This is a genomic window from Ruegeria sp. B32, from assembly GCF_025141855.1.
GTDB classification, from domain to species: Bacteria; Pseudomonadota; Alphaproteobacteria; order Rhodobacterales; family Rhodobacteraceae; genus Ruegeria; species Ruegeria arenilitoris.
This window is the reverse complement of record NZ_CP081106.1, coordinates 1,590,442-1,611,469: the sequence shown is the minus strand read 5'-3', so window position 1 is coordinate 1,611,469 and position 21,028 is coordinate 1,590,442. Positions and strand designations below refer to the sequence as shown.

The following is a 21,028-nucleotide window of genomic DNA, read 5'->3' as shown; positions in this document are numbered from 1 at the left end:
CCCCATATGTCATTTACGTGACGGGCAGCTTACGCTTCGGCCGACGCTTCGGCTTCTTCTGCAACGGCTTCTTCAACCGGTGCTTCTTCGAACTCGCCCAGGTCGACGCCGGCGGCGCCCAGCTGAGCCGTCATGCCGTCCAGTGCAGCGCGTGCGGCCAGGTCGCAATACAGTGCGATTGCACGGGCAGCATCGTCGTTGCCGGGGATGATGTAGTCCACACCATCCGGCGAGCAGTTGGTGTCGACGACGGCCACAACCGGGATACCCAGTTTGTTGGCTTCTGCGATGGCCAGTGCTTCTTTCTTGACGTCGATGACGAACAGCAGGTCAGGAACGCCGCCCATCTCGCGGATGCCGCCCAGCGAAGCCTGAAGCTTGGCCTGGTCACGCTCCATGCCCAGACGCTCTTTCTTGGTCAGGCCTTCAGCGCCCGATTCCATGGCTTCGTCGATCTGGTTCAGACGGTTGATCGACTGGGAAACGGTTTTCCAGTTGGTCAGCGTGCCGCCCAGCCAGCGGTGGTTCATGTAATACTGAGCCGATTTTTCAGCGGCTTCGGCGATCGGCTGTGCAGCCTGACGCTTGGTACCGACAAACAGAACGCGGCCACCTTTGGCGACGGTGTCACGTACCGCCTGCAGCGCCTGGTCCAGCATCGGAACGGTCTGGGTCAGGTCCATGATGTGGATGCCGTTGCGTGCGCCATAGATGAAAGGCGCCATGCGGGGGTTCCAACGCTGTGTCTGGTGACCAAAGTGAACGCCAGCTTCCAGCAGCTGACGCATGGTGAACTCGGGAAGAGCCATGCTATGTTTTCCTTTTCCGGTTTTCGCCTTGGCGGGGGTGAAAGAAGCGTTTGCTCCAACCGGCGGCCTTGATGAGGATGTCTCCCTCAAAACGACCAAACCCCGCCTGCGGATTTGAATGCCGCGCGTATACGGCAGGTTGACTGACGGTGCAAGGGGCTTTTGCCCCTATTTTTCTGGCCGCGCCAAGGCATGCCCGTGGCGAACGGCCTGCTCGCAATGCGCGGCCAAAGCCTTGCGGTTATCGAAGTCGCTGACCCGCGCCGGAGAATGATAGATCAATTCGACCCACCCCTGCCGCCGTGCGCCCAGCGTCTTCAGAAGATGCGGGGCAAAATCCATGTCCCCCCACCAGCCATAGAACCGGTCCGGCTGCCCATCGGGCGCGTGGTAGACCACCGAGACCGGCTGAACATACATGAAATCACGCAGTTCATCTGCAAAGAATGCCGCAAAAAGCGTTGTTTTGAATGGCAAAACCCGTAGGCCGTCCGTCGATGTGCCCTCTGGGAAAAACAACAGCTTGTGCCCGGCCTTCAGACGGTCTTCGAACAATCTGGTCTGCTCGCGCGCTTGCTTGGGATTGCGTTCGATGAACACGGTTCCGGTGGCACGGGCCAGCCAACCGATGCCGGGCCAATTCGCCACCTCGGCCTTGGACACGAAGTATACACGCTTGCGGGCGTTGAGCGCGAAGATGTCCAGCCAGGACGTGTGATTGGCCACGACGGCCCCGCGATGCTGCATCAGCTCACCCGAGCTTGAAAATCCGATCCCCAGAATTCGAAACGCATTGCGACATACGAATTGGGCAATGAACGGCGTTACCGGCCGACGCAGGCCAAAGATGGGTCTTTCGACCAGGCGCACAAGCAACAGAACGATCAGACCACCGAACACCAGCACAGCCAAAGGGAGCCCCCGCAGGATCACCAAAATCCAACCCCATACACCTAACTCAACCGGGTCGGGGTCGTCCGAGCTGTGCCAGACAGCGCCGTTTGGCACGTCACGCTCCGCCATAGATGCGTCTCTGTCTTTCGTTCATCCGTGTGGTGTCGAGGATCAGGCAAACGTCGGTGGTGTTGAATGCATGGTCGATGAATGCCCCCTCGCCCACAAACCCGCCCAATCGAAGATAGGCCTTGATCAAGGCCGGAACCTGCAACATCGCACTCCGTCGATCCAGCGCATCTTTCGGAACCAAGTTCATGTTCTGAAAAACTTCCGGCTGCGCCCGCACCCGCAGTTCGGGTGGAGCCAGGTGGTTGTGATGCAGCATCGACAGAGGCTGGGCAAGGTGCTTGACGTCTGTGCCGTGAAAACTGGCAACGCCGAACAGAACCTCGATCTCCCGTGCGGACACATATTTCGCGAGGCCATTCCACAAATGATACATTGCGGTTCCGCCGCGATAGTCTGGATGCAGGCAGGACCGACCGAGTTCCAGCAATTTGCGGCCGCTGTTTTTTAGAACGGTAAGGTCGTATTCATCCTCAGAGTAGAACCGTCCGACTTCAGCTACGCGGTCACCCGGCAACAGGCGATAGACTCCGACCACTTCTCCGGTGGCGTCGTCATAGGCCAGCATGTGATCAAAATACGGGTCGAACGGGTCGCGTTCCAGGCCCTCTGCATGATCGACCATCTCTCCGCCACCGCCCAATTCACGCACGAAGACGTCATAACGCAGCCGCTGCGCCGCGCGCAGTTCCTCGTCGGTTTCGGCAAGTTTGACAGTGAATGAAGGGCCCGTATCCGGCATGTGGAATGGTCGTCGTCTTGTTGCGATCCCAGCGCTGATACCGCAGCTGCGCGGCGAATGGCAACACGAACCGGGTGGCGAGCCCCGTTAACCTTTCCTAAACCAGTTTCATGGATCAAGAACCGGCATCAAGGCGATGCGTGTTCCGTCAATCACCACTTTGCCCTGGTCGCGAAAGTTCACGGTGATCTTGCCCCCGATGTTGGACTGGACCTGTCCAACGCCCCAGTCAGGGAAATCTGGGTGGCGGACAAACATGCCCGGTGCAAGAATGGCATTCAGATCTGTCATGCGACGGCTCCGGGTCGGGCATGGGGGATACCACAGGAGGTACGCATGGGCGACACCAACGTCAACCTGGCCGAGTTGATCGGCTCTCGGATCTGCCACGATTTGATCAGCCCGATCGGCGCGATCACCAATGGGCTGGAACTGTTGGAGATGGTTGGCGGCACCCAGGGCCCCGAGATGGAACTGATCACCGGCAGCGTCGGCAGCGCCGGGGCGCGGGTTCGGTTCTTTCGCGTGGCCTTTGGCGCGGCCAGCGATCAGCCGCTGGGCCGCAGCGAAGTGACGGACCTGCTGCGCGATGTCAACCACGCGGGCCGTGTCCGGGTGCATTGGAACGTCACCGAGGCGATGCCGCGCAATCAGATCAAACTGGCCTTTCTGGCCATCATGTGCTGCGAAAGCGCCATGCCGATGGGCGGCGAGGTCAAGATTGACAGCGTGGGCGACAAATGGACGGTCACTGGTACGGCCGACCGCATGAATGTCGATCCCGACCTGTGGAAAGGCTTCCCAACCGGCACATTCGCCAACAAGGTCACGCCGGCGCAGGTGCAGTTCGCCCTGCTGCCGCAGACGGCGGCCGCGCAGGGCCGTCGAGTTTCGGCCGAGACGGGCGCGACCCGCGTGGTGCTGCGGTTCTGACGCAGCGCCTCAGGCGCGCGTCGTGCCGTTGCCGCGCACCAGGTATTTGAAACTGGTCAACTGCGCCGCCCCCACCGGGCCGCGCGCGTGCATCTTGCCCGTGGCGATTCCGATCTCGGCGCCCATTCCGAACTCACCCCCGTCGGCAAATTGGGTCGAGGCGTTGTGCATCAGGATCGCACTGTCGAGCCGTTCAAAGAAGCGGTCGGCGGCGGACTGATCCTCGGTCATGATGCAATCGGTGTGGTTCGATCCGTATTGCCGGATATGCGCGATTGCTTCATCGATATCGGTCACCGGTTTTGCGGCGATGATGCTGTCCAGAAACTCCTTGCCCCAGTCGGCATCGGTGGCCGGCACGGTGCCGTCGATGGCCAGCGCACCCGCGGCATGGACCTCGACGCCCGCGGCCAGCAGCGCGGCGATCACGTCGCGCCCCAGCGTTTCCGCGATATCCTGATGCACCAGCAGGCATTCGGCCGCCCCGCAGATGCCAGTGCGGCGGGTCTTTGCGTTCAGCACCACGTCCAGCGTTTTCTGCGGATCCGCAGCCTTGTCGATGTAGATGTGCACGATCCCTTCAAGATGGGCAAAGACCGGCACCCGCGCCTCGCGCTGGACCAACCCGACCAGCCCCTTGCCTCCGCGCGGCACGATGACGTCGACATAGTCGGTCATGGTCAGCAATTCCTGCACCGCCGCCCGGTCACGGGTCGGGACCAGCTGGATCGCATCCTCGGGCAGGTTTGCGGCCTTCAGACCCTCGACCAGGCAGGCGTGGATCGCGGTCGAGGAATGAAAGCTTTCGGATCCGCCGCGCAGGATCACGGCATTGCCCGACTTGAGGCACAGCGCCCCGGCATCCGCGGTCACGTTCGGGCGGCTTTCATAGATTACGCCGATCACGCCCAGCGGGGTGCGTACGCGGCGGATGTTCAGCCCCGAGGGCATATCCCATTCGGCCAGAACCTCACCCACTGGATCGGTCTGTTCAGCCACGGTGCGCAACCCGTCGACCATGCCCTGAATGCGCGTCTCGTCCAGCATCAGACGGTCCATCATAGCCGGGCTCAGACCCTTTTCGCGGCCGTAGTCCAGGTCTTTCTTGTTGGCCTCGATGATCTGCGCACGGTTCTTCCACACAGCGTCGGCGGCGGCAATCAACGCGGCGTATTTGCGCTCGGCCGAAGCAAAGGCCAGATCCCGAGACGCATCCTTGGCGCGCTTGCCAAGATCGGCCATCAGGGCGGGAATGCTATCAAAGTCCTTCATGTCATCTGCCTTTCCGGTCGTCGGACCAGCCAAATCTATCAGTTTTCGCGGCTACAAAGCCAGATCGTCACGGTGGATCATCACCGCACGGCCGGGATAGCCGAGTGCGTCCTCGATCTCGGAGGATTTGCGCCCCTTGATGGCATCGGCCTCATGCGCGGTATAGCGGCTGAGGCCCAATCCCAAACGCCGGCCTTCGTGATCCTTGATGGCCACCGGGTCGCCCCGTCCAAAATCGCCCGTGACTTCGACGATGCCGGCCGGCAACAGGCTTTTGCCATTTTCGAGTGCGCGCGCGGCCCCTGCATCGACCGTGATCTCGCCCCGCGGCTTCATCGCCGAGATCCAGCGTTTGCGCGCCGCATGCGGGTCCAGCTTGGCCTTGAACCAAGTGCTGTTCGCGCCATTGTTCAGCAGTTTCAGCGGGTTCAAAGGCGATCCTTCCGTAATCGCCATGTCGCAGCCCGCCGCCGTCGCCATCTGCGCGGCCATCAGCTTGGTCTTCATGCCGCCCTTGGACAGCCCCGATCCGGCGTCACCGGCCATCGCCTCGATCTCGGGCGTGATCGCCTCGATCACGTCAAACCGGGTGGCGGACGGGTCCTCGGCAGGGTTGCCAGTGTAGAACCCATCGACATCGGACAGCAGAATCAATTGGTCCGCACCGACGGTCACGGCGATCTGCGCGGCCAGGCGATCATTGTCGCCGTACCGGATTTCATCCGTGGCCACCGTATCGTTCTCGTTCACGATGGGCACGACACCCAACCCCAGCAGAGTTTCCAGCGTCGCGCGCGAGTTCAGGTACCGGCGGCGGTTCTCGCTGTCTTCAAGCGTCACCAGAACCTGCGCCGTGGTGATGTCGTGCGGTGCCAACGCCTCTTCATAGGCCCGCGCCAGCCGGATCTGACCGACGGCGGCAGCGGCCTGGGACTGCTCCAGCGACAGCGCGGTTGCGGGCAGACCCAGAACGCCGCGCCCCAGCGCGATCGAACCGGACGAGACCAGAACCACATCGGCCCCCTGCCCCTTGAGCCACGCCACGTCCTGCGCCAGCGAATGCAACCACTCCGAACGCAGCTTGCCGGTCGCACGATCGACCAGCAACGCTGAGCCGATCTTGACCACCAGGCGCTTTGCGTCGGTCAGGGCTGCCACGTCTCGCGCTCCTCGGTGGGTTTCTGGCGCAGGCGGTTTTCGTCGATCTGGGCGCGCAGGGCCCGCAAAACTTCGGTCACGCCCTGCCGGGCCACGCCCGACATGGTCATGACAGGGCCGCTCACGGCCTCTTTCAACTCGGCCTTGGCCAGTTCGAGCTGTTCTTCGTCCAGCGCGTCAATCTTGTTCAACACGGTGATCCGGGGCTTGTCAGCCAGCGCGCCGCCATAGGCCTCAAGCTCGTGGATGATGGTGTGATAATCCTGCGCGATGGTCTCCGACGTGCCGTCGACCAGATGCAGCAACACCGCGCAGCGTTCGACATGGCCCAGAAAACGGTCGCCGATGCCGCGGCCTTCATGCGCGCCTTCGATCAGGCCGGGAATGTCGGCCACAACGAATTCCACGTTGTCCACACCGACGACGCCCAGATTAGGATGCAGCGTGGTAAAGGGATAATCGGCGATCTTGGGTCGGGCGTTCGAGGTGGCGGCCAGAAAGGTCGACTTGCCCGCATTCGGCAGGCCCAGCAGACCCACATCGGCAATCAATTTCAGACGCAGCCAGATCGTACGGTCCACGCCCGGCTGCCCCGGATTGGCCCGGCGCGGCGCCTGGTTTGTGGCCGATTTGAAATGCAGGTTGCCGAAACCGCCATTGCCACCCCGCGCCAGCAGGACACGTTGCCCCACTTCGGTCAAGTCGGCGATCACCGTCTCCTGATCCTCGTCCAGGATCTCGGTTCCCACGGGCACACGCAGGATGATGTCGTCGCCATCCTTGCCGGTGCGCTGCTGGCCCCGGCCGGGCTGTCCGTTCTTGGCAAAGAAATGCTGCTGATAGCGGAAGTCGATCAGGGTGTTCAGCCCGTCCACGACCTCGGCCCAGACGGACCCACCCTTGCCGCCGTCCCCGCCATCAGGGCCGCCGTATTCGATGTACTTTTCGCGTCGGAAGCTGACGCACCCGCTACCGCCGGCCCCGGACCGGATGTAGACCTTTGCAAGATCGAGAAATTTCATGTCAGTCCCCTACTGCAAAGGCCCCATCGGCCACAAGTCAGAGTTTTTTGCTGTACGTCCAGGTGGGCACATTTGCGTCGCGCGCCACCGAAAAGCTTTCGGCATCGCCAAGATACTGGAACCCGCAATGGGTCAGAACCCGTGCCGAGGCGGGATTGTCCTGAAACACGCTGGCAAACATCGTGGCGTTTTCCAACGGATTCGCCTGAACCAGCGTTTCCACCGCCAGCGAGGCGATGCCCGTGTTCCAATACAAGGGCGCGACCCAATAGCCTACTTCGGACTGGTTGCGATCCAGCCGCTTGAGCGAGATCACCCCGATCAACTCGGGCCCGCCATCCTTGGTGGCGTCCATCGCCCAGACGTCCTCGTCCCGGTCCTCGGCCATGGCGCGGGTCACGAAAGCCTCGATCGAACCGGGCGGCAAGGGGTGCGGGATCGACGTGGTCATGCGCGCCACGCGCTCGTCCCCGGCGTAGTGCTCGATCAGGCCCATGTCCGACCGGCGCAGCGGGCGCAGGTCGAACCGCTCGGTTTCAATGACCGGCTGATTTATGATTGCCTCAAGTTTCATTGGTGTGTTCCTCCTCCGAACAACACGAAAAGTACGGATGCAACAGTCAGACCCGCGAGAGTCCACATCAGATATTTTTCCGCCGGCCGTCCCGCAACCACGCGTGCAATTCTATCGCCCGCAAAGGTCCAGATCGGGTGCAGGACCAACTGGCAGGTCAACAAAACGAGCGCGATCGTGAGCGTCGCACTCAGCACCGACGTTCCCGCCGCGACGAACCCTGTGAATCCCGCGATGATCATCGCCCAGGCCTTGGGGTTCAGCGGATGTACCACCAACCCGGCCCAGAAACCCGGAACCGACTCGCCCGCGTCCTGATGGGACAGGCGAAGGTTGGCGATTTTCCACGCAAGCCAGCAAATATAGGCCGCCGAAGCATATTTCAGAACCGCAAACGCGGTGGGGGCTTGTTCTGCCAGTTGCAGAAGGCCAAAGCCCAGCGGCCAGATGATCAGCTGCTTGCCCAGAATCACGCCTGCCACGAAGGGCAGTGCCGCGCGGAACCCATAGCGCGCACCCGTTCCCAACAAGACCATGTTGGCCGGTCCCGGCGTGCCGACCTGGCTGGCGGCAAAGATCAGGAAACTGGTGGTTGCAACGGGCATCGGGGCTTTCGATCAAATCTGCGTCAAAACGAGAAAGGGGACCGGCACTTTGTGCCGGTCCCCCATGAATTTTTCTTAAACCTTCTGGGTTTCGGCTTACTCTGCGGCCTCCGCCACTGGCAGGACCGAAATGAACGTGCGGTTTTTCAGTCCCTTGTGGAACTTCACGGCGCCATCGACAGTTGCAAAGATGGTGTGATCCTTGCCCATGCCCACGCCTTCGCCCGGCCAGAACTTGGTGCCGCGCTGACGCACGATGATGTTGCCTGCAACGGCGGCCTGGCCACCATACAGTTTCACGCCAAGGCGACGACCCGCTGAGTCGCGGCCGTTACGGGAGGAACCGCCAGCTTTTTTATGTGCCATTCTCTCTCTCCTTAGCCTTTGGCCAGCTCTTTGGCCTGCTCAACCCATTCGGGTTTCACTTTGACCGTCTCGATAGCAGCAATCTGCTCGTCCGACAAGGCGGCCAGAGCGGCAAAGCTTTCGATACCGGCTTCGGCCAGTTTCTTGGCAGCTGCGGGACCAACACCGGTGATCTTGGTCAGATCGTCAGTGGCAGCAGCAGCGGCCGGGGCCTCTGCCTTGGCAGCGGCTTTCTTGGCGGGTTTCGCTGCTTTTGCAACTTCACCTGCCGGAGCCGAACCGGTTGCGGCCTTTACGCCCGACTTGTCCGCGCCCGAGGGCAGGATGTCGGTGATCTTGACCAAGGTCAGCTTCTGACGGTGACCAACGGTGCGCTTCGAGCTGTGCTTGCGGCGGCGCTTGACGAATTTGATGACCTTGTCACCCTTGATCTGTTCGATCACTTCCGCCTGAACGGCCGCGCCATCGATGAACGGCGCGCCGACAACGGGGGCATCGCCACCCAGCATCAGAACGTCGTTGAATTGGACTTTTTCACCTGCGTCGGCAGCCAGTTTTTCAACGCGGAGCACGTCGCCCGCCTGAACCTTGTACTGCTTGCCGCCAGTCTTGAGGACTGCAAACATGCGTCTTTCCTTTTTCTACCGCGTTCTGTGGTCCCCGTCAGACGGGTGTTTCGGCCAAGGCCACCTCGAACAGCGCGCCCTTTTCGGGCGGATGAACGACCGTCAGGGCGCACCCGTCAGGCCAACAATAACGATACCCGGCGCGGAGGTTCCGGCCGGGATGCGCGCTTATCCACGGATCACACGGCAAAGTCAACAGCAAACCGGCCTAAAGATCCGACGCTTGCAGAACCTGCGCCACCGTTACGCCCAGCTGGTATGACAACTCGTTGAACATGGTGTCCAGACCAGCGAACAAGGCGTTGTTCAAGGCCTGCCCTGCCTCGGTACGTGAAAAGGCGATATTCTCGCGTAGCTGGGCCTCGCTGAGGGGTTGGTACGCAAATAGAAGGAACGAGTACAGCCACTCGCGGGTTTGTTGCTCGGACTGCGCACCCTGCGCCAGCAATTGGGCCAACATTTCGCCGTCGTCGCCCGTGATGCCCTGCCCGTCCGCCAACCCACGGAAGAAATTGTAATCGGCCTGCAACGCTCCGCGCACGTTCCGATCAACAAGGTCGTTGATCTCTACATATTCATCGATCAGACGAAAATAGGCCGCATCACGATCGGCCTCCCGATAGGCGGCCATGGCCATCTCTTCGATGGCTTCGTCGGAAAAAGTTCGACGGGCCGAGTTTTCCAGAGACACGACGGCGCGGCCCAGATCGCTTTCGAAAAACAGCGCAGCCTGCTCCAGTTGCCCTTCGGACATACCGCCAGCCAGCGCGTCATAAATCTTGGCCTGCATCCACGCCTTGTCGTACAAATCTTCAACCTGGGCCTCGAAAAACGATCCGCCCTCACCGTCCAGCAGGCTTTTGTCCAGTTCGCGCCCCTGCGCGACACCCTCATCACGCAGAATCTGCATCACGTCGGACAAATGCATTGCCTTGGTCAGGCGGTCGACCTGGTCCGCCGTGACCGCACTGGCCCAACCGGCCAAAACCAGCCACAGAGCCAGAAACAGCCGCATCATATGTCCTGAGCCGGACGCAGTTCGGCCATGCGCGCCGCCAGCTCTTCAAACCGCATGGCCATGATCTCGTACTGGATTGCGTTCAACAGCTCGTAGACTTCCTGCATCAGCGGCTGTTCCAGCGCTTTGGTATAGGCGTCGACATCCGCGTCAGAGAAATCCTGATAGGTGTAGGCCGCGTTGGCCAAGGCGGACAGTTGCAATGACTGCCGCATCTCGGGTTCGTTCAGCTTCATCATCTGGCGCAGCCCGTCCGCGTCCAACTGCAGGTCGATCACTCCGGCGGCGCTGGCGGCCAGCAGGAACCGCAGCTGGATCTCCTGCAGCGCCCGCAATGAGGTTTCGCTGGCATCGATGGCGCTGTTCATCCGCTTCAGGCTTTCGATGCGGCTCGAACCGGACTTGACCAGATCGGATATGATCTCCTGCCCCTCAAGTTGCTTGGCTTCGTCATCCTCAACAAGGTGCGAGGCATTTTCCGCCTCGACAAGCCGTTGTCCCAGATCCGAGGCATAAAACTCGACCGCGTGGTTCAGGGCCTCGTCGCTCAGCGTCTGTTCGAGAATCGCAACCGCTGTTTCATGCATGTCGTCGGTGTCGAACACCTCTTCCGTCAGACGCGTCCATTGCGAGCCAAAACCCTCGGGGTCGATCCCCAGCATCTGAGGCGCCGAAGCCGAGGCCAATGCGATGCTTTCCAGCGCCACGTCAAAACCCGTCGTCGTCAGAAAAGCTTCAATCCGATCCCGGCTGGCGGACAAGGCGTTTTGAGCCGTCAGAGCGAACGCGAACACGGGCAGGATGAGCAGAAGCGAAATGCGGTGCAGAAGATGTCTCATACATGTCAGCCTAGGAGATTTCGTCGGACTGGCAATGGAAAATCCGCGGTTTGGCGAATTCGGGAATTTTCTGCTTGCACCCCTCGGCGATCACAACTAAATCCCCCCCTCACAGACCCCCGCGGAGAGGTGCCGGAGTGGTCGAACGGGGCGGTCTCGAAAACCGTTGTGGGTGCAAGCCCACCCAGGGTTCGAATCCCTGTCTCTCCGCCATTACTTCTCAATGACGCCCCCCTTTCTTGTTCGCCTGATGGTTGCAACCGTGCATTTTCGCCGGTGGCGTGTTGTTGCCGCCGATCGTCTAACTGATCAGCGCCGAGTGGCCCAAACCCTGAACATGCGCCGAATCTTTGGGATTTCCCCTTTGATCTCAGGTAGTTTCTCCCCACATCAGCGGCACACATCCGAAAAGGAGACCCCAATGTCCCGCATTATCATCCTGATTATCATCGCCGGATTGGGTGCCGGCGCGTATTTCTACCTGAATCAGCCCGAGCCCACCCCGGCCGAGAAACTGCAATCTGCCGCCAAAGAAGCCGGCGAGGCCGTTGGCGAGGCCGCAACCGCAGCCCAGGAAGCTGCCAGCGAGGCTTTGTCGACGGCCACGCAGCAAGCGGGTGACGCAGCCTCGGCCGCCGTCGAACAGGCCGGTGAAGCCGCCGAGCAAGCCGGTCAGACAGCCACGGATCTGGCTAACCAGGCCGGCGATCAGGTTGCAGCCCTCACTGCCCAAGGGCAGGAGTTGCTGAATACCTGGGTTGACGAAGGCATGCTGTCGGCCGAGCAGTTCGACTATGACGCGATGGTTGAATCCGTGAAAAACAGCCAGCTGAGCCAGGAAATCCAGGACCAGGTGATCAAGATCCTCGATGGCATCAAGGAAGCGCCGGAAACGGCTGCGCTCAAGATCCAGGAACTGCGCAACCTGTTGACGCAATAAGATCATTCGACAAGGCCGGCAATTGTCCGGCCTTGTCACACCTGCACCGGCTTCCCAATTCCCCAACGTTAACCCTGTGGTCGATTGACGTGCCCGGTGCCATTTGTTTGGCTTGGCTCAACCAGTCGCATCAAGTCGGGACGACCTATTGTCGGCATCGGTGCGCCCTGCCCCAGGGCGTGCACTTGGATCGACCCGTTTGCTTGAAAGTGTCGGAAACAAAGGAAAAAGAATGACTGACCTCCCCAAATCCATGTTTGCCGTGATCCAGAAATTTGACGGATACTCGGGTACCGCCACGGGCCCGGCGATCGAGAACGCCGCCGACTGGGTTGAGTATGCCGAGATCCCGGTGCCCACGCCTGGCCCCGGCCAGGTTCTGATCAAATTGCGCACCGCATCGGTGAACCCCTCGGACCTCCATTTCATCAAAGGTGAGTACGGTCAGCCGCGGGTCAAGGGTGCCCCGGCCGGTTTCGAAGGGTGCGGAGACGTCGTAGCCACCGGCGCGGGCGCGGAAGCGCTGAAGGGGCAAAGGGTCGCCTTCGTCGCGTCCGGGTCCGGCGCATGGGCCGAGTATGCCCTGACACAGGCGCAGATGTGCATTCCTTTGCGGCCCGAGATCTCGGACGATGACGGTGCCGCACAGATCGTCAATCCGCTGACCGCGATGGCAATGGTTGAGATCGCGCGTTCCGAAGGAGAGGCCTTTGTCGTTTCCGCGGCCACCAGCCAGTTGGGCAAGCTGATGTGCGGGCTGGGCCGAGACCTTGGCCTGAAGCCGATTGCGATGGTGCGGCGCCCTGAAACGGTCGAACTGCTCAAAAGCCACGGAGCGGCCGAGGTCATCGTAACCACCGAAGACGATGCCGTCTCCAAGTTTGCGGCCATCAGCGCACAACTCAAGCCGCGGGTGTTTCTGGATGCGGTCTCGGACCAGCTGTCCGAGCAGGTATTCTGCGCCATGCCCAACGGCGCGCGCTGGGTGTCTTATGGCAAACTCAGCAGCGAGCCTCCGAAGCTGACCCAGATGGGCCAGCTGATCTTTATGAGCAAACGGATCGAGGGCTTCTGGTTGACCAAATGGATGATGTCCACACCACCCGAAGAGCAGATGCGCGCGGTTGCCGAGGTGCAGGCCCGCTTTGCGGACGGACGGTGGAAAACGGATGTCTCGGCGCATGTCCCGCTGAACAAAATCGTTTCCGATCTGGCAGTTGCACTGAAAAAGAGTGACGGTAAGGTAATAATCACGCCATAGTAGAACAGGCGCCCCGGTGATTGGAGGAGATCCGGGGCGTCAGGACGCCGGGCAAACCGGCATGGGGAGGAGAATTTGGACAACGCACAGCTGCTGATCAGCGGGCTGGCGAACGGCTGTGTCTACGGCCTGATCGCGCTTGGCTTCGTTTTGATCTACAAGGCGACCGAGGCCGTGAACTTTGCCCAGGGCGATTTCATGATGCTGGGCGCATTTGTCACCATCGGGCTGACCAATACCGAATATATGGGCCTGCCCTTCTGGCTCGCCCTGCCCATCTCGCTGGGGATCATGGGCGCGCTGGGGTATCTGCTGGACCGGCTGATCATCCGCCGCCTGTTCGGGGAAAGCCAGACCGCCGTGGTCATCCTGACCATCGCCCTGGGTTTCGTGATCCGCTTTGTTGCCGGGCTGATCTGGGGCCATGAGCCGCAGACGCTGGAAAACCCACTGGCCGGTAAGGAGGTCCGCTTTGGCGGGCTGGTTCTGGGGATGGAGGACGTGGCGGTCATCGTCGTGACCGTGCTGCTGACCTGGGGGCTTTATGTGTTCTTCAGCAAGACCAAGCTGGGGCTGGCGATGCAGGGCGCCTCGCAGAACCAGTTGGCGGCCTATTACATGGGGGTCCCGGTCAAGCGCGTGCAGGGTTTCATCTGGGGTCTGGCCGGTGTCGTGGCCGGGATCGCGGGCATCTTGTTCGCCGCCAAGGGTTCGGTCGATCCGACCACCGGGCTGCTGGGAATCAAGGCGTTTGCGGCCGCGGTCATCGGCGGGTTCGGCAGCCTGCCCGGAGCCTTGGCGGGCGGTCTGATTGTCGGCGTGATCGAACCCTTCGCCAGCCGCTACATCGCTGCGGGCTACAGCCAGATCGCGCCCTATGCGCTGTTGCTGGCGGTGCTGATCTTCCGTCCGCACGGCCTGTTCAGCCAGGTCCGGGTCAAGAAGGTCTGAGCGCATGAGGATCGTTTTCAAAACCGACTACATGCAGGACATCCGCCCGTGGAAGGACGGATACCAGTTGTCGCTCTACCTGATCCTGCTGGCGGTGGTCATTTCCGCGCCGTGGTGGCTGGACGCGTTCTATCTGGGAGAGCTGACCAACGTTCTGATCTGGGCCATCGCAGGGCTGGGTCTGATGATCCTGACCGGGCATACCGGCCAGGCCAGCCTGGGCCACGCGGCGTTTCTGGCCTTTGGCTGCTATGCCAACGTGATCCTGATCGAGTCTGGCGTGCCGTTTCTGGTGGCTTTTCCGCTTGCCGGCATTCTGACCGGAATCGCCGGGGTCACGGTTGCCATCCCTGCCCTGCGGCTGCACGGCATCTATCTGGCGATCTTCACCCTGGCCCTGTCGATCCTGATGGACGACCTCATCGTTCTGGCGGAACCGATCACCGGCGGCGTGGCGGGCAAGTACATGGGCGGGGTCGAGATTTTCGGCCATCTGGTCGATCGCTGGGGCACGCCCGAGCAGTTCTACTGGCTGGTGCTGGTCGTCACGGTTCTGGTCACGCTGGGCTACATTAACCTTTTGCGCACGCCGTTGGGGCGCAGCTTCATCGCGGTGCGCGACTCGGAAGTGTCCGCGCAGGCGATGGGCATCGACATCGCGCGCACCAAGACCGTGTCCTTTGCCCTGTCCTGCGCCGTGACCGGATGGGCGGGAGCGCTGATGGGCCTTTATGCCGGGGCCTTCAACAACGAAACCTTCAGCGTGGTGATCTCGATCCAGCTGCTGATGATGATCGTGATCGGCGGACTGGGCTCGATCCACGGCGCGTTTCTGGGCGCCATCGTCATCGGGTTTCTGCCGCAGTTCCTGTCGATCGCCAAGGAATACGCAGGCGCCCTGTTTGGCGGCAGCACGGTCGCCATTCCGGGGCTGGAATTCGGCATCTTCGGCATGATCCTGATCGGGTTCATCCTGTTCGAGCCCATGGGCATCTACGGCCGATGGCTGAAAATCCGCACCTGGTTCGAGCTGTTCCCCTTCTACCGCAAGGACATGTTCAAGCGGCAGAAATCCTATCTCAAGACGGAGCGCCTGAGATGAGCCTGCTGGAATTCGAGAACGTCACCCTGAAATTCGGTGGCCTGACGGCGGTGAACGATCTGTCCTTTTCGGTCGAAGAAGGCGAGGTCTTTGCCATCGTCGGCCCGAACGGGGCGGGCAAATCCACGGTGTTCAACCTGATCTCGCGTTTCTACGACCCATACGCGGGCCAGATCCGGTTCGACGGGCACGATCTGCTTCAGGTCAAGCCCTCGGGTGTGGCCGCCTATGGAGTTGCGCGGACCTTCCAGAACATCGAGCTGTTCGAACATGCAACCGTGTTGCAGAACCTGCTGGTCGGGCGGCACCGCCACCGGCGGACCAATCTGCTGTCCGAGGTGTTCTTTACCCCCTCGGCCCGCCGGCAAGAGCTGGAGAACCGCGAGAAGGTCGAAGAGATCATCGATTTCCTCGGTCTGCAGGCCTATCGAGACAAGATGATCGCCGGGCTTCCCTACGGCGTGCGCAAGGTTGTCGAGGTCGCGCGTGCGCTGGCCACCGACCCCAAGCTGTTGCTGCTGGATGAACCGGCCTCGGGGCTGTCGGTCGAGGAAACAACCGACATGCGCTGGTGGATCGACGACATCCGGCGGCAGATGGGGATCACGGTGCTGATGGTTGAACATGACATGGGGCTGGTCTCGGGCGTGTCCGACCGGGTGCTGGCTATGGCCGATGGGGCGAAACTGGCCCTTGGGACACCGGCGCAGGTGCAATCGCACCCCGCCGTCGTCGAAGCCTATCTGGGGAAAGCTTCATGAGCGCACCGATCCTGAGCATCCGCAACATCGAAAGCTTCTATGGCCCGATCATGGCGATCCGCGGCGTGTCGCTGGACGTGCGCCCGGGCCAGATCGTCTCGATCCTGGGCGCCAACGGGGCGGGCAAGACGACGCTGATGAAGACCGTTTCGGGTGTGATGGACCCGGAAAAGGGCACGATCACCTTCGACGGCGAGGAAATCCAGGGGCTGGAGCCGCACAAGATCGTCCAAAAGGGCATCGTGCATGTGCCCGAGGGGCGCGAGGTGTTCCCGCTGTTGACGGTGAACGAGAACCTCAGCCTGGGGGCCTATACCCTGCATGACAAGGCCCAGATCGAGCGCGACCGCGAGTTGGTGTTTTCCTACTTCCCGGTTCTGAAGGAACGCCGAAATCAAGAGGCCGGCACCCTGTCGGGCGGGCAGCAGCAGATGCTGGCCATCGGCCGCGGCCTGATGGCCAACCCGCGCATCATGCTGCTGGATGAACCCTCGCTGGGCCTGTCGCCGCTGCTGGTCCAAGAGATCTTCGGCATCCTCAAACGCCTGAATGACGAGCAGAACATGACCATGATGCTGGTCGAGCAGAACGCCAACGCCGCGCTGGAACTGGCCGATCATGGCTATGTCATGGAGGTCGGGCGCATCGTGATGGACGGCCCCGCCGACGTGCTGATGCGATCCGAGGACATCCAGAACTTCTATCTGGGCGTGCAGGAGGAAGGCGCGCGGGAAAACCGCCGCTGGAAACGCAAGAAGACGTGGAGGTGAGCCGGATGAACATGACCACCCTGCCCCCGCAGACCACCATCAACGGCGTCCAGTTCAACGCCACCCCCGGCCAGCGCCCCGTGCGGGTCGATGGCTGCGTCACCATCCCCGAGCTGTTCCAGAAACGCTGCGCCGCCCTGGGCGACCGCACCGCGCATCGGGAAAAGGATCTGGGAATCTGGAAATCCTATTCCTGGGCCGACTATTGGCAGCACGCCAAATGGATCGGGCTGGCGCTGCGCAAGCTGGGGCTGCAGCGCGGCGAGGTCGTCTCGATCCTGTCCGAGGACCGCAAGGAATGGGCGTGGTTCGATCTGGGCATCCAATGCGTCGGCGGCATCGCCTCGGGCGTCTACACCACCGATTCCGCCAGCCAGTTGAAATACCTGGTCAATGACAGCGACAGCCGCTTTCTGATCGTCGAGGACGAAGAGCAGCTGGACAAATTCCTTGACATCGAAGACGAGGTGCCCGGCCTGTTGAAGGTCATCATCCTCGAGGACGAAGGCCTGCACGAACTGACCCATCCCCGCTGCATGATGATCGAGGATCTTTATGCCCTCGGCCGGGAAGCCGAGCGCGAAGAACCGGGCCGGTTCGAGGCTGAAATCGCGCTGGCCACGCCGCAGGATACGGCGCTGCTGATCTATACCTCGGGCACCACCGGCATGCCCAAGGGCGCGATGCTGAGCAACGAAAACATCATGGCCGCGATTGAATGCGGCGCACGCTGCCTGCCCGCGCTGGAAACGGACGAGCAGCTTTGCTTTTTGCCGCTGTGTCATATCCTTGAACGCGACGTGTCGATCTATTTCCCGCTTGCTTCGAAATGCACAGTGAATTTCGCCGAAAGCCCCGAGACGGTCTTTGCCAACCTGCAGGAAGTGTCGCCCTCGACCTTCACCGCCGTCCCGCGCGTGTGGGAAAAGATCTATTCGCAGGTGCTGATCATGGCGCAAGAGGCCACCCCGGCCGGGCGCGCCGCCTTTGGCATGGCGCTGAAGGCCGGGATGAAGCGTGCCGAATACATCCTGCAGGGCAGACCGGTGCCGCCGGCGGTGGCCGCGAATTTCTGGCTGTGGGATCGGCTGGTGCTACGCAACCTGCGCCGGATGCTGGGCATGGACCGGCTGCGGCGCGGCGGGTCGGGCGCGGCCCCGATCTCGCCCGAGCTGCTGAAATGGTACTGGGCCATCGGCGTGCCGCTGGTCGAGGGCTTCGGCATGACCGAGACCTCGGGCATCGCCACGCTGAACACGCCCGAGGCCAACCACATCGGTACCATCGGCAAGCCCGCACCGGGGATCGACCTGCGCATCTCGGACGAGGGCGAAATCCAGATCCGCGGCCTGAACGTGTTCCAGGGCTATTGGCGCAACAATGCCAAGACCGCCGAGACCTTCACCGCCGACGGCTGGCTGCGCACCGGCGATATGGGGCACGTGGACGCGGACGGCTATGTCACGATCACCGGCCGCCTCAAGGACATCATCATCACCGCCGGCGGCAAGAACATAACCCCGGCCGAGATCGAAAGCCGGTTGAAGTTCTCGCATTACATCTCGGACGCGGTGATCATCGGCGACCGCCGCAAGTACCTGACGGCGCTGGTGATGATAGATCAGGAAAACGTCGAGAAGTTCGCGCAGGACCGCAAGGTGCCGTTCTCGAACTTCGCCTCGCTCTGCGCTGCAGCCGAGGTGCGCGAACTGATCGGTGCCGAGGTTGCGGCTGTGAACAAGGAATTCGCGCGGGTCGAGCAGATCAAGGATTTCCGCCTGATCAACGTGCTCTTGACCGCCGAAGACGACGAACTGACCGCGACGATGAAACTGAAACGCAGCCTGGTGGAAAAGAAACACGCGCATCTCATTGAAGACATGTACAAATAGAACAGGGATCAATCCCAAGGGAGGAAGACACATGACCAAAGCAATCAGACGGCTGGCGGCTGCAACCGCCCTATCCGCCCTGGCCTCGATGGGCTGGGCCGAAACGCAAGGCGTGACCGACGACGAAATCGTCATCGGCTCGGTCAATGACCTCAGCGGCATTTTCGCCGCCGTGGGGGTTCCGGCCACCAAGGGCGCGAACGTGGTGTTCGACCGGGTCAACGCCAATGGCGGCGTGCATGGCCGCAAGATCCGCTATGTGGTCGAGGACAACGGATACCAGATGCCGCGTGCGATGCAGGGCTACAACAAGCTGCTGAACCGCGACAAGGTATTTGCGATGCTGCAATCGCTGGGCACGCCGATGAACCTGGCCGGGTTCAAACTGCTGGATCCCAAAGGCATCCCCAACGTCGCCCCCCTGTCGGCCGCGCGGCAGATGCTGCAGGAGCCGATGAAGAACAAGTTCACCTCGTTTTCCAGCTATTACGACCAAGCGCGCGTGGGCGTGAAATATCTGGCGCAGGAATTCGGCGGCGACAAGGTCTGCACGATGTATCTGCCCACCGATTTCGGCAAGGAAATCCTGGAAGGCAGCCAGGAAGGCGCCAAGGAAGCCGGCATTACCTTTGCCGCGGAAACCACTCATAAACCTGACGAAACCGATTTCGTGGGCTCGCTCAGCAAGCTGAAGGAAGAAGGCTGCGACATCGTCACAATCGCCTTGGGCGTGCGGCAGGCCATCACCGTGGTCGGCACCGCCAAGAAGATGGGCCTGACCGACATGAAGTTCCTGGGCACATCGGCCAGCTTCCTGACCGTGGTGGCACAGGTGCCGGGTGGGGTGACCGACGGCTTCTACGCCGCCGCCTCGTGGCAGGACCTGTGGGCCCGCGCGGATGAACCCGCCCCCAAGGCCTTCATCGAGGAATACAAGGCCGCCACCGGCGAAGATCCGGTCGGCTTTTCGATGCTGGGCTATGCCGCAGCCGAGATGATGGTCAAGGCGCTGGAGGCGGCAGGCCCCGACCTGACCCAGGAAAGCTTTATCGCGGCAATGGAGACGCTGGACTATCAGGATGAACTGGTCGGCAACCACATGACCTTTGGCCCCGATGACCATCAGGGCGCCGATACGGTCTACGTCAACGTGGTGGAAAACGGGGCGTGGAAAATGGTCTACGAAGAGTAAGGCCGGAGAAAATCAACAAAAAAAGGGCTCGCGGTTGCGAGCCCTTTGCATTTGAAAAACTCGGTAGCGATTAACGCTTCGAGAACTGGAACGAACGGCGGGCTTTGCGCTTGCCGTATTTCTTCCGTTCCACAACGCGGCTGTCGCGGGTCAGGAAGCCGGCTGCCTTCAGCGCGCCGCGCAGGCTGGGATCGTACAGCTGCAGCGCTTTCGAGATGCCGTGCTTGACCGCACCGGCCTGACCGGTCAGGCCACCGCCCTTGACGGTTGCCACAACGTCGAATTCACCTTCGACACCGGCAACCTGGAACGGCTGGCGCAGGATCAGCTGCAGAACGGGGCGTGCAAAATACACGTCCTGGTCCTTGCCATTCACGGTGACCTTGCCGGAGCCCGGTTTGATCCAGACGCGGGCAACAGCGTCCTTACGCTTGCCGGTTGCATAGGAGCGACCCAGCTCGTCACGCACGGGCTCGCGCACAACAACTTCTTCGGCCACGGTTTCAACGCCTGCGACGGCGCTCAGCTCTTCGAGAGTATTGATCTGATCAGCCATCGGTCATTAGCTCCGGGTGTTTTTCTTGTTCATGGATTTGACATCCAGAACTTCGGGGGCCTGGGCTTCGTGCGGGTGCTCGGCACCGGCATAGATGCGCAGGTTGGTCATCTGCTGACGCGACAGACGGTTGCCCGGCAGCATGCGCTTGACGGCCTGAAAGACCACACGCTCGGGGTGCGCGCCTTCCAGGATCTGCTGTTTGGTGCGCGATTTGATGCCGCCCGGGTGGCCAGTGTGCCAGTAGAAGTGCTCGTCGCGCTTCTTGCCGGTCATCTGGATCTTGTCGGCGTTGATGACGATGACGTTGTCGCCCATGTCCATGTTCGGGGTGAACGACGGCTTGTGCTTGCCACGCAGGCGCATGGCGACGATCGAGGCAAGACGGCCCAGAACAACGCCCTCGGCGTCGATCAGGATCCACTTCTTGTCGATGTCTGCAGGAGTTGCAGAGAAGGTTTTCATGTCAGGACAATCCTGTTTGATGTGAAAGACCGCCCCAAAGGCGGAGCGGCCCGAATTCGATGGAAGGGTATTTAGACGGCCCGTGAGTGCACGTCAAGAACGCTGGTGTCCAATTAAAGAAGTAAAAACAGTGGCTTATAAAAAAGGTATT

24 protein-coding genes and 1 tRNA gene are annotated in these 21,028 nt (G+C 61.4%); 10 read left to right on the top strand and 15 right to left on the bottom strand.

All coding sequences use genetic code 11. The features are described from left to right. Positions 1-29: 29 nt before the first annotated feature. The 4 genes from rpsB to K3752_RS08205 all read right to left on the bottom strand — a co-directional run bounded on the left by rpsB (position 30) and on the right by K3752_RS08205 (position 2,865). A complete protein-coding gene (gene rpsB / locus K3752_RS08220) occupies positions 30-809 on the bottom strand; it encodes a 30S ribosomal protein S2 (protein ID WP_093962056.1) in 780 nt (259 codons plus the stop codon). 168 nt (positions 810-977) lie between these two features. Beyond that, positions 978-1,832 carry a 1-acyl-sn-glycerol-3-phosphate acyltransferase gene (locus K3752_RS08215; RefSeq protein ID WP_260066099.1) on the bottom strand — a complete coding sequence of 285 codons (855 nt, stop codon included), beginning with the start codon at positions 1,830-1,832 and terminating at the stop codon, positions 978-980. Further along, positions 1,819-2,574, bottom strand: coding sequence for a GNAT family N-acetyltransferase (locus tag K3752_RS08210; protein ID WP_260066097.1), 756 nt, complete (start codon positions 2,572-2,574; stop codon positions 1,819-1,821). The genes K3752_RS08215 and K3752_RS08210 overlap by 14 nt, the downstream gene beginning before the upstream one ends. Before the next feature lie 108 nt (positions 2,575-2,682). Next, the gene (locus K3752_RS08205; RefSeq protein ID WP_170339192.1) at positions 2,683-2,865 is read right to left on the bottom strand and encodes a DUF3553 domain-containing protein; all 183 of its coding nucleotides are present in this window, start codon (positions 2,863-2,865) and stop codon (positions 2,683-2,685) included. Positions 2,866-2,910: 45 nt separating this feature from the next. Here K3752_RS08205 and K3752_RS08200 point away from each other — a divergent pair, with 45 nt between their 5' ends. Further along, complete coding sequence (locus K3752_RS08200; protein ID WP_260066095.1) at positions 2,911-3,507, top strand: histidine phosphotransferase family protein; 597 nt, start codon at positions 2,911-2,913, stop codon at positions 3,505-3,507. Between the two features lie 9 nt (positions 3,508-3,516). On the opposite strand, the gene K3752_RS08195 is transcribed toward K3752_RS08200, so the two are convergent. The 9 genes from K3752_RS08195 to K3752_RS08155 form a co-directional block, all read right to left on the bottom strand. After that, positions 3,517-4,779, bottom strand: coding sequence for a glutamate-5-semialdehyde dehydrogenase (locus K3752_RS08195; RefSeq protein ID WP_260066093.1), 1,263 nt, complete (start codon positions 4,777-4,779; stop codon positions 3,517-3,519). Positions 4,780-4,830: 51 nt separating this feature from the next. Next, positions 4,831-5,937 (bottom strand): glutamate 5-kinase, encoded by a 1,107-nt coding sequence (gene proB / locus K3752_RS08190; protein ID WP_260066091.1) that lies wholly within the window; start codon positions 5,935-5,937, stop codon positions 4,831-4,833. Next, a complete protein-coding gene (gene obgE / locus K3752_RS08185; RefSeq protein ID WP_170432672.1) occupies positions 5,925-6,959 on the bottom strand; it encodes a GTPase ObgE in 1,035 nt (344 codons plus the stop codon). The genes proB and obgE overlap by 13 nt, the downstream gene beginning before the upstream one ends. Positions 6,960-6,996: 37 nt before the next feature. After that, positions 6,997-7,533 (bottom strand): GNAT family N-acetyltransferase, encoded by a 537-nt coding sequence (locus K3752_RS08180; RefSeq protein ID WP_170339204.1) that lies wholly within the window; start codon positions 7,531-7,533, stop codon positions 6,997-6,999. Next, positions 7,530-8,138, bottom strand: coding sequence for a LysE family translocator (locus K3752_RS08175; RefSeq protein ID WP_149777268.1), 609 nt, complete (start codon positions 8,136-8,138; stop codon positions 7,530-7,532). Before K3752_RS08175 ends, K3752_RS08180 begins: the two co-directional genes overlap by 4 nt. A gap of 96 nt (positions 8,139-8,234) precedes the next feature. Then, entirely contained in the window at positions 8,235-8,504 is a 270-nt protein-coding gene (gene rpmA, locus K3752_RS08170) for a 50S ribosomal protein L27 (protein WP_005983052.1), read from the bottom strand. Positions 8,505-8,515: 11 nt separating this feature from the next. After that, positions 8,516-9,130: a 50S ribosomal protein L21 gene (locus tag K3752_RS08165; RefSeq protein WP_260066085.1), complete on the bottom strand. Its 615-nt coding sequence runs from the start codon at positions 9,128-9,130 to the stop codon at positions 8,516-8,518. Positions 9,131-9,338: 208 nt separating this feature from the next. Next, a complete protein-coding gene (locus tag K3752_RS08160) occupies positions 9,339-10,145 on the bottom strand; it encodes a DUF2059 domain-containing protein (protein ID WP_170371063.1) in 807 nt (268 codons plus the stop codon). Then, the gene (locus K3752_RS08155; protein WP_260066084.1) at positions 10,145-10,987 is read right to left on the bottom strand and encodes a DUF2059 domain-containing protein; all 843 of its coding nucleotides are present in this window, start codon (positions 10,985-10,987) and stop codon (positions 10,145-10,147) included. Before K3752_RS08155 ends, K3752_RS08160 begins: the two co-directional genes overlap by 1 nt. Before the next feature lie 123 nt (positions 10,988-11,110). Between K3752_RS08155 and K3752_RS08150 the strand changes: the two genes are divergently transcribed. The 9 genes from K3752_RS08150 (at position 11,111) to K3752_RS08110 (ending at position 19,856) form a co-directional block, all read left to right on the top strand. Then, positions 11,111-11,200, top strand: a tRNA-Ser gene (locus K3752_RS08150). Positions 11,201-11,408: 208 nt separating this feature from the next. Next, on the top strand, positions 11,409-11,927 hold the full coding sequence (locus K3752_RS08145) for a hypothetical protein (protein WP_170403158.1): 519 nt from the start codon (positions 11,409-11,411) through the stop codon (positions 11,925-11,927). A 232-nt stretch (positions 11,928-12,159) separates the two neighbouring features. After that, positions 12,160-13,188 (top strand): zinc-binding dehydrogenase, encoded by a 1,029-nt coding sequence (locus K3752_RS08140; RefSeq protein ID WP_170371067.1) that lies wholly within the window; start codon positions 12,160-12,162, stop codon positions 13,186-13,188. Between the two features lie 75 nt (positions 13,189-13,263). Next, entirely contained in the window at positions 13,264-14,139 is an 876-nt protein-coding gene (locus tag K3752_RS08135; protein ID WP_005983028.1) for a branched-chain amino acid ABC transporter permease, read from the top strand. A gap of 4 nt (positions 14,140-14,143) precedes the next feature. Then, a complete protein-coding gene (locus K3752_RS08130; protein WP_260066081.1) occupies positions 14,144-15,241 on the top strand; it encodes a branched-chain amino acid ABC transporter permease in 1,098 nt (365 codons plus the stop codon). Next, the gene (locus tag K3752_RS08125; RefSeq protein WP_260066079.1) at positions 15,238-16,002 is read left to right on the top strand and encodes an ABC transporter ATP-binding protein; all 765 of its coding nucleotides are present in this window, start codon (positions 15,238-15,240) and stop codon (positions 16,000-16,002) included. Before K3752_RS08130 ends, K3752_RS08125 begins: the two co-directional genes overlap by 4 nt. Then, positions 15,999-16,772, top strand: a complete 774-nt coding sequence (locus K3752_RS08120; protein WP_170339217.1) for an ABC transporter ATP-binding protein — start codon at positions 15,999-16,001, stop codon at positions 16,770-16,772. Before K3752_RS08125 ends, K3752_RS08120 begins: the two co-directional genes overlap by 4 nt. A 5-nt stretch (positions 16,773-16,777) precedes the next feature. Further along, positions 16,778-18,664: a long-chain fatty acid--CoA ligase gene (locus tag K3752_RS08115; RefSeq protein ID WP_260066077.1), complete on the top strand. Its 1,887-nt coding sequence runs from the start codon at positions 16,778-16,780 to the stop codon at positions 18,662-18,664. A 31-nt stretch (positions 18,665-18,695) separates the two neighbouring features. After that, positions 18,696-19,856, top strand: a complete 1,161-nt coding sequence (locus K3752_RS08110; RefSeq protein WP_170371073.1) for an ABC transporter substrate-binding protein — start codon at positions 18,696-18,698, stop codon at positions 19,854-19,856. 70 nt (positions 19,857-19,926) lie between these two features. Here K3752_RS08110 and rpsI read toward each other — a convergent pair whose 3' ends face one another. Together rpsI and rplM are read right to left on the bottom strand one after the other, a co-directional pair. Next, positions 19,927-20,412 carry a 30S ribosomal protein S9 gene (gene rpsI, locus K3752_RS08105; RefSeq protein WP_005983014.1) on the bottom strand — a complete coding sequence of 162 codons (486 nt, stop codon included), beginning with the start codon at positions 20,410-20,412 and terminating at the stop codon, positions 19,927-19,929. A 6-nt stretch (positions 20,413-20,418) separates the two neighbouring features. Then, the gene (gene rplM / locus K3752_RS08100) at positions 20,419-20,877 is read right to left on the bottom strand and encodes a 50S ribosomal protein L13 (RefSeq protein WP_170339225.1); all 459 of its coding nucleotides are present in this window, start codon (positions 20,875-20,877) and stop codon (positions 20,419-20,421) included. Positions 20,878-21,028: the final 151 nt, after the last annotated feature.

Excerpts from the sequence above, each read along its gene's own strand:
- rpsB (WP_093962056.1), bottom strand. The coding sequence starts at position 809 with ATGGCTCTTCCCGAGTTCACCATGCGTCAGCTGCTGGAAGCTGGCGTT.
- K3752_RS08215 (WP_260066099.1), bottom strand. The coding sequence starts at position 1,832 with ATGGCGGAGCGTGACGTGCCAAACGGCGCTGTCTGGCACAGCTCGGAC.
- K3752_RS08210 (WP_260066097.1), bottom strand. The coding sequence starts at position 2,574 with ATGCCGGATACGGGCCCTTCATTCACTGTCAAACTTGCCGAAACCGAC.
- K3752_RS08205 (WP_170339192.1), bottom strand. The coding sequence starts at position 2,865 with ATGACAGATCTGAATGCCATTCTTGCACCGGGCATGTTTGTCCGCCAC.
- K3752_RS08200 (WP_260066095.1), top strand. The coding sequence starts at position 2,911 with ATGGGCGACACCAACGTCAACCTGGCCGAGTTGATCGGCTCTCGGATC.
- K3752_RS08195 (WP_260066093.1), bottom strand. The coding sequence starts at position 4,779 with ATGAAGGACTTTGATAGCATTCCCGCCCTGATGGCCGATCTTGGCAAG.
- obgE (WP_170432672.1), bottom strand. The coding sequence starts at position 6,959 with ATGAAATTTCTCGATCTTGCAAAGGTCTACATCCGGTCCGGGGCCGGC.
- K3752_RS08180 (WP_170339204.1), bottom strand. The coding sequence starts at position 7,533 with ATGAAACTTGAGGCAATCATAAATCAGCCGGTCATTGAAACCGAGCGG.
- K3752_RS08175 (WP_149777268.1), bottom strand. The coding sequence starts at position 8,138 with ATGCCCGTTGCAACCACCAGTTTCCTGATCTTTGCCGCCAGCCAGGTC.
- rpmA (WP_005983052.1), bottom strand. The coding sequence starts at position 8,504 with ATGGCACATAAAAAAGCTGGCGGTTCCTCCCGTAACGGCCGCGACTCA.
- K3752_RS08165 (WP_260066085.1), bottom strand. The coding sequence starts at position 9,130 with ATGTTTGCAGTCCTCAAGACTGGCGGCAAGCAGTACAAGGTTCAGGCG.
- K3752_RS08160 (WP_170371063.1), bottom strand. The coding sequence starts at position 10,145 with ATGCGGCTGTTTCTGGCTCTGTGGCTGGTTTTGGCCGGTTGGGCCAGT.
- K3752_RS08155 (WP_260066084.1), bottom strand. The coding sequence starts at position 10,987 with ATGAGACATCTTCTGCACCGCATTTCGCTTCTGCTCATCCTGCCCGTG.
- K3752_RS08145 (WP_170403158.1), top strand. The coding sequence starts at position 11,409 with ATGTCCCGCATTATCATCCTGATTATCATCGCCGGATTGGGTGCCGGC.
- K3752_RS08140 (WP_170371067.1), top strand. The coding sequence starts at position 12,160 with ATGACTGACCTCCCCAAATCCATGTTTGCCGTGATCCAGAAATTTGAC.
- K3752_RS08130 (WP_260066081.1), top strand. The coding sequence starts at position 14,144 with ATGAGGATCGTTTTCAAAACCGACTACATGCAGGACATCCGCCCGTGG.
- K3752_RS08125 (WP_260066079.1), top strand. The coding sequence starts at position 15,238 with ATGAGCCTGCTGGAATTCGAGAACGTCACCCTGAAATTCGGTGGCCTG.
- K3752_RS08120 (WP_170339217.1), top strand. The coding sequence starts at position 15,999 with ATGAGCGCACCGATCCTGAGCATCCGCAACATCGAAAGCTTCTATGGC.
- K3752_RS08115 (WP_260066077.1), top strand. The coding sequence starts at position 16,778 with ATGAACATGACCACCCTGCCCCCGCAGACCACCATCAACGGCGTCCAG.
- K3752_RS08110 (WP_170371073.1), top strand. The coding sequence starts at position 18,696 with ATGACCAAAGCAATCAGACGGCTGGCGGCTGCAACCGCCCTATCCGCC.
- rpsI (WP_005983014.1), bottom strand. The coding sequence starts at position 20,412 with ATGGCTGATCAGATCAATACTCTCGAAGAGCTGAGCGCCGTCGCAGGC.
- rplM (WP_170339225.1), bottom strand. The coding sequence starts at position 20,877 with ATGAAAACCTTCTCTGCAACTCCTGCAGACATCGACAAGAAGTGGATC.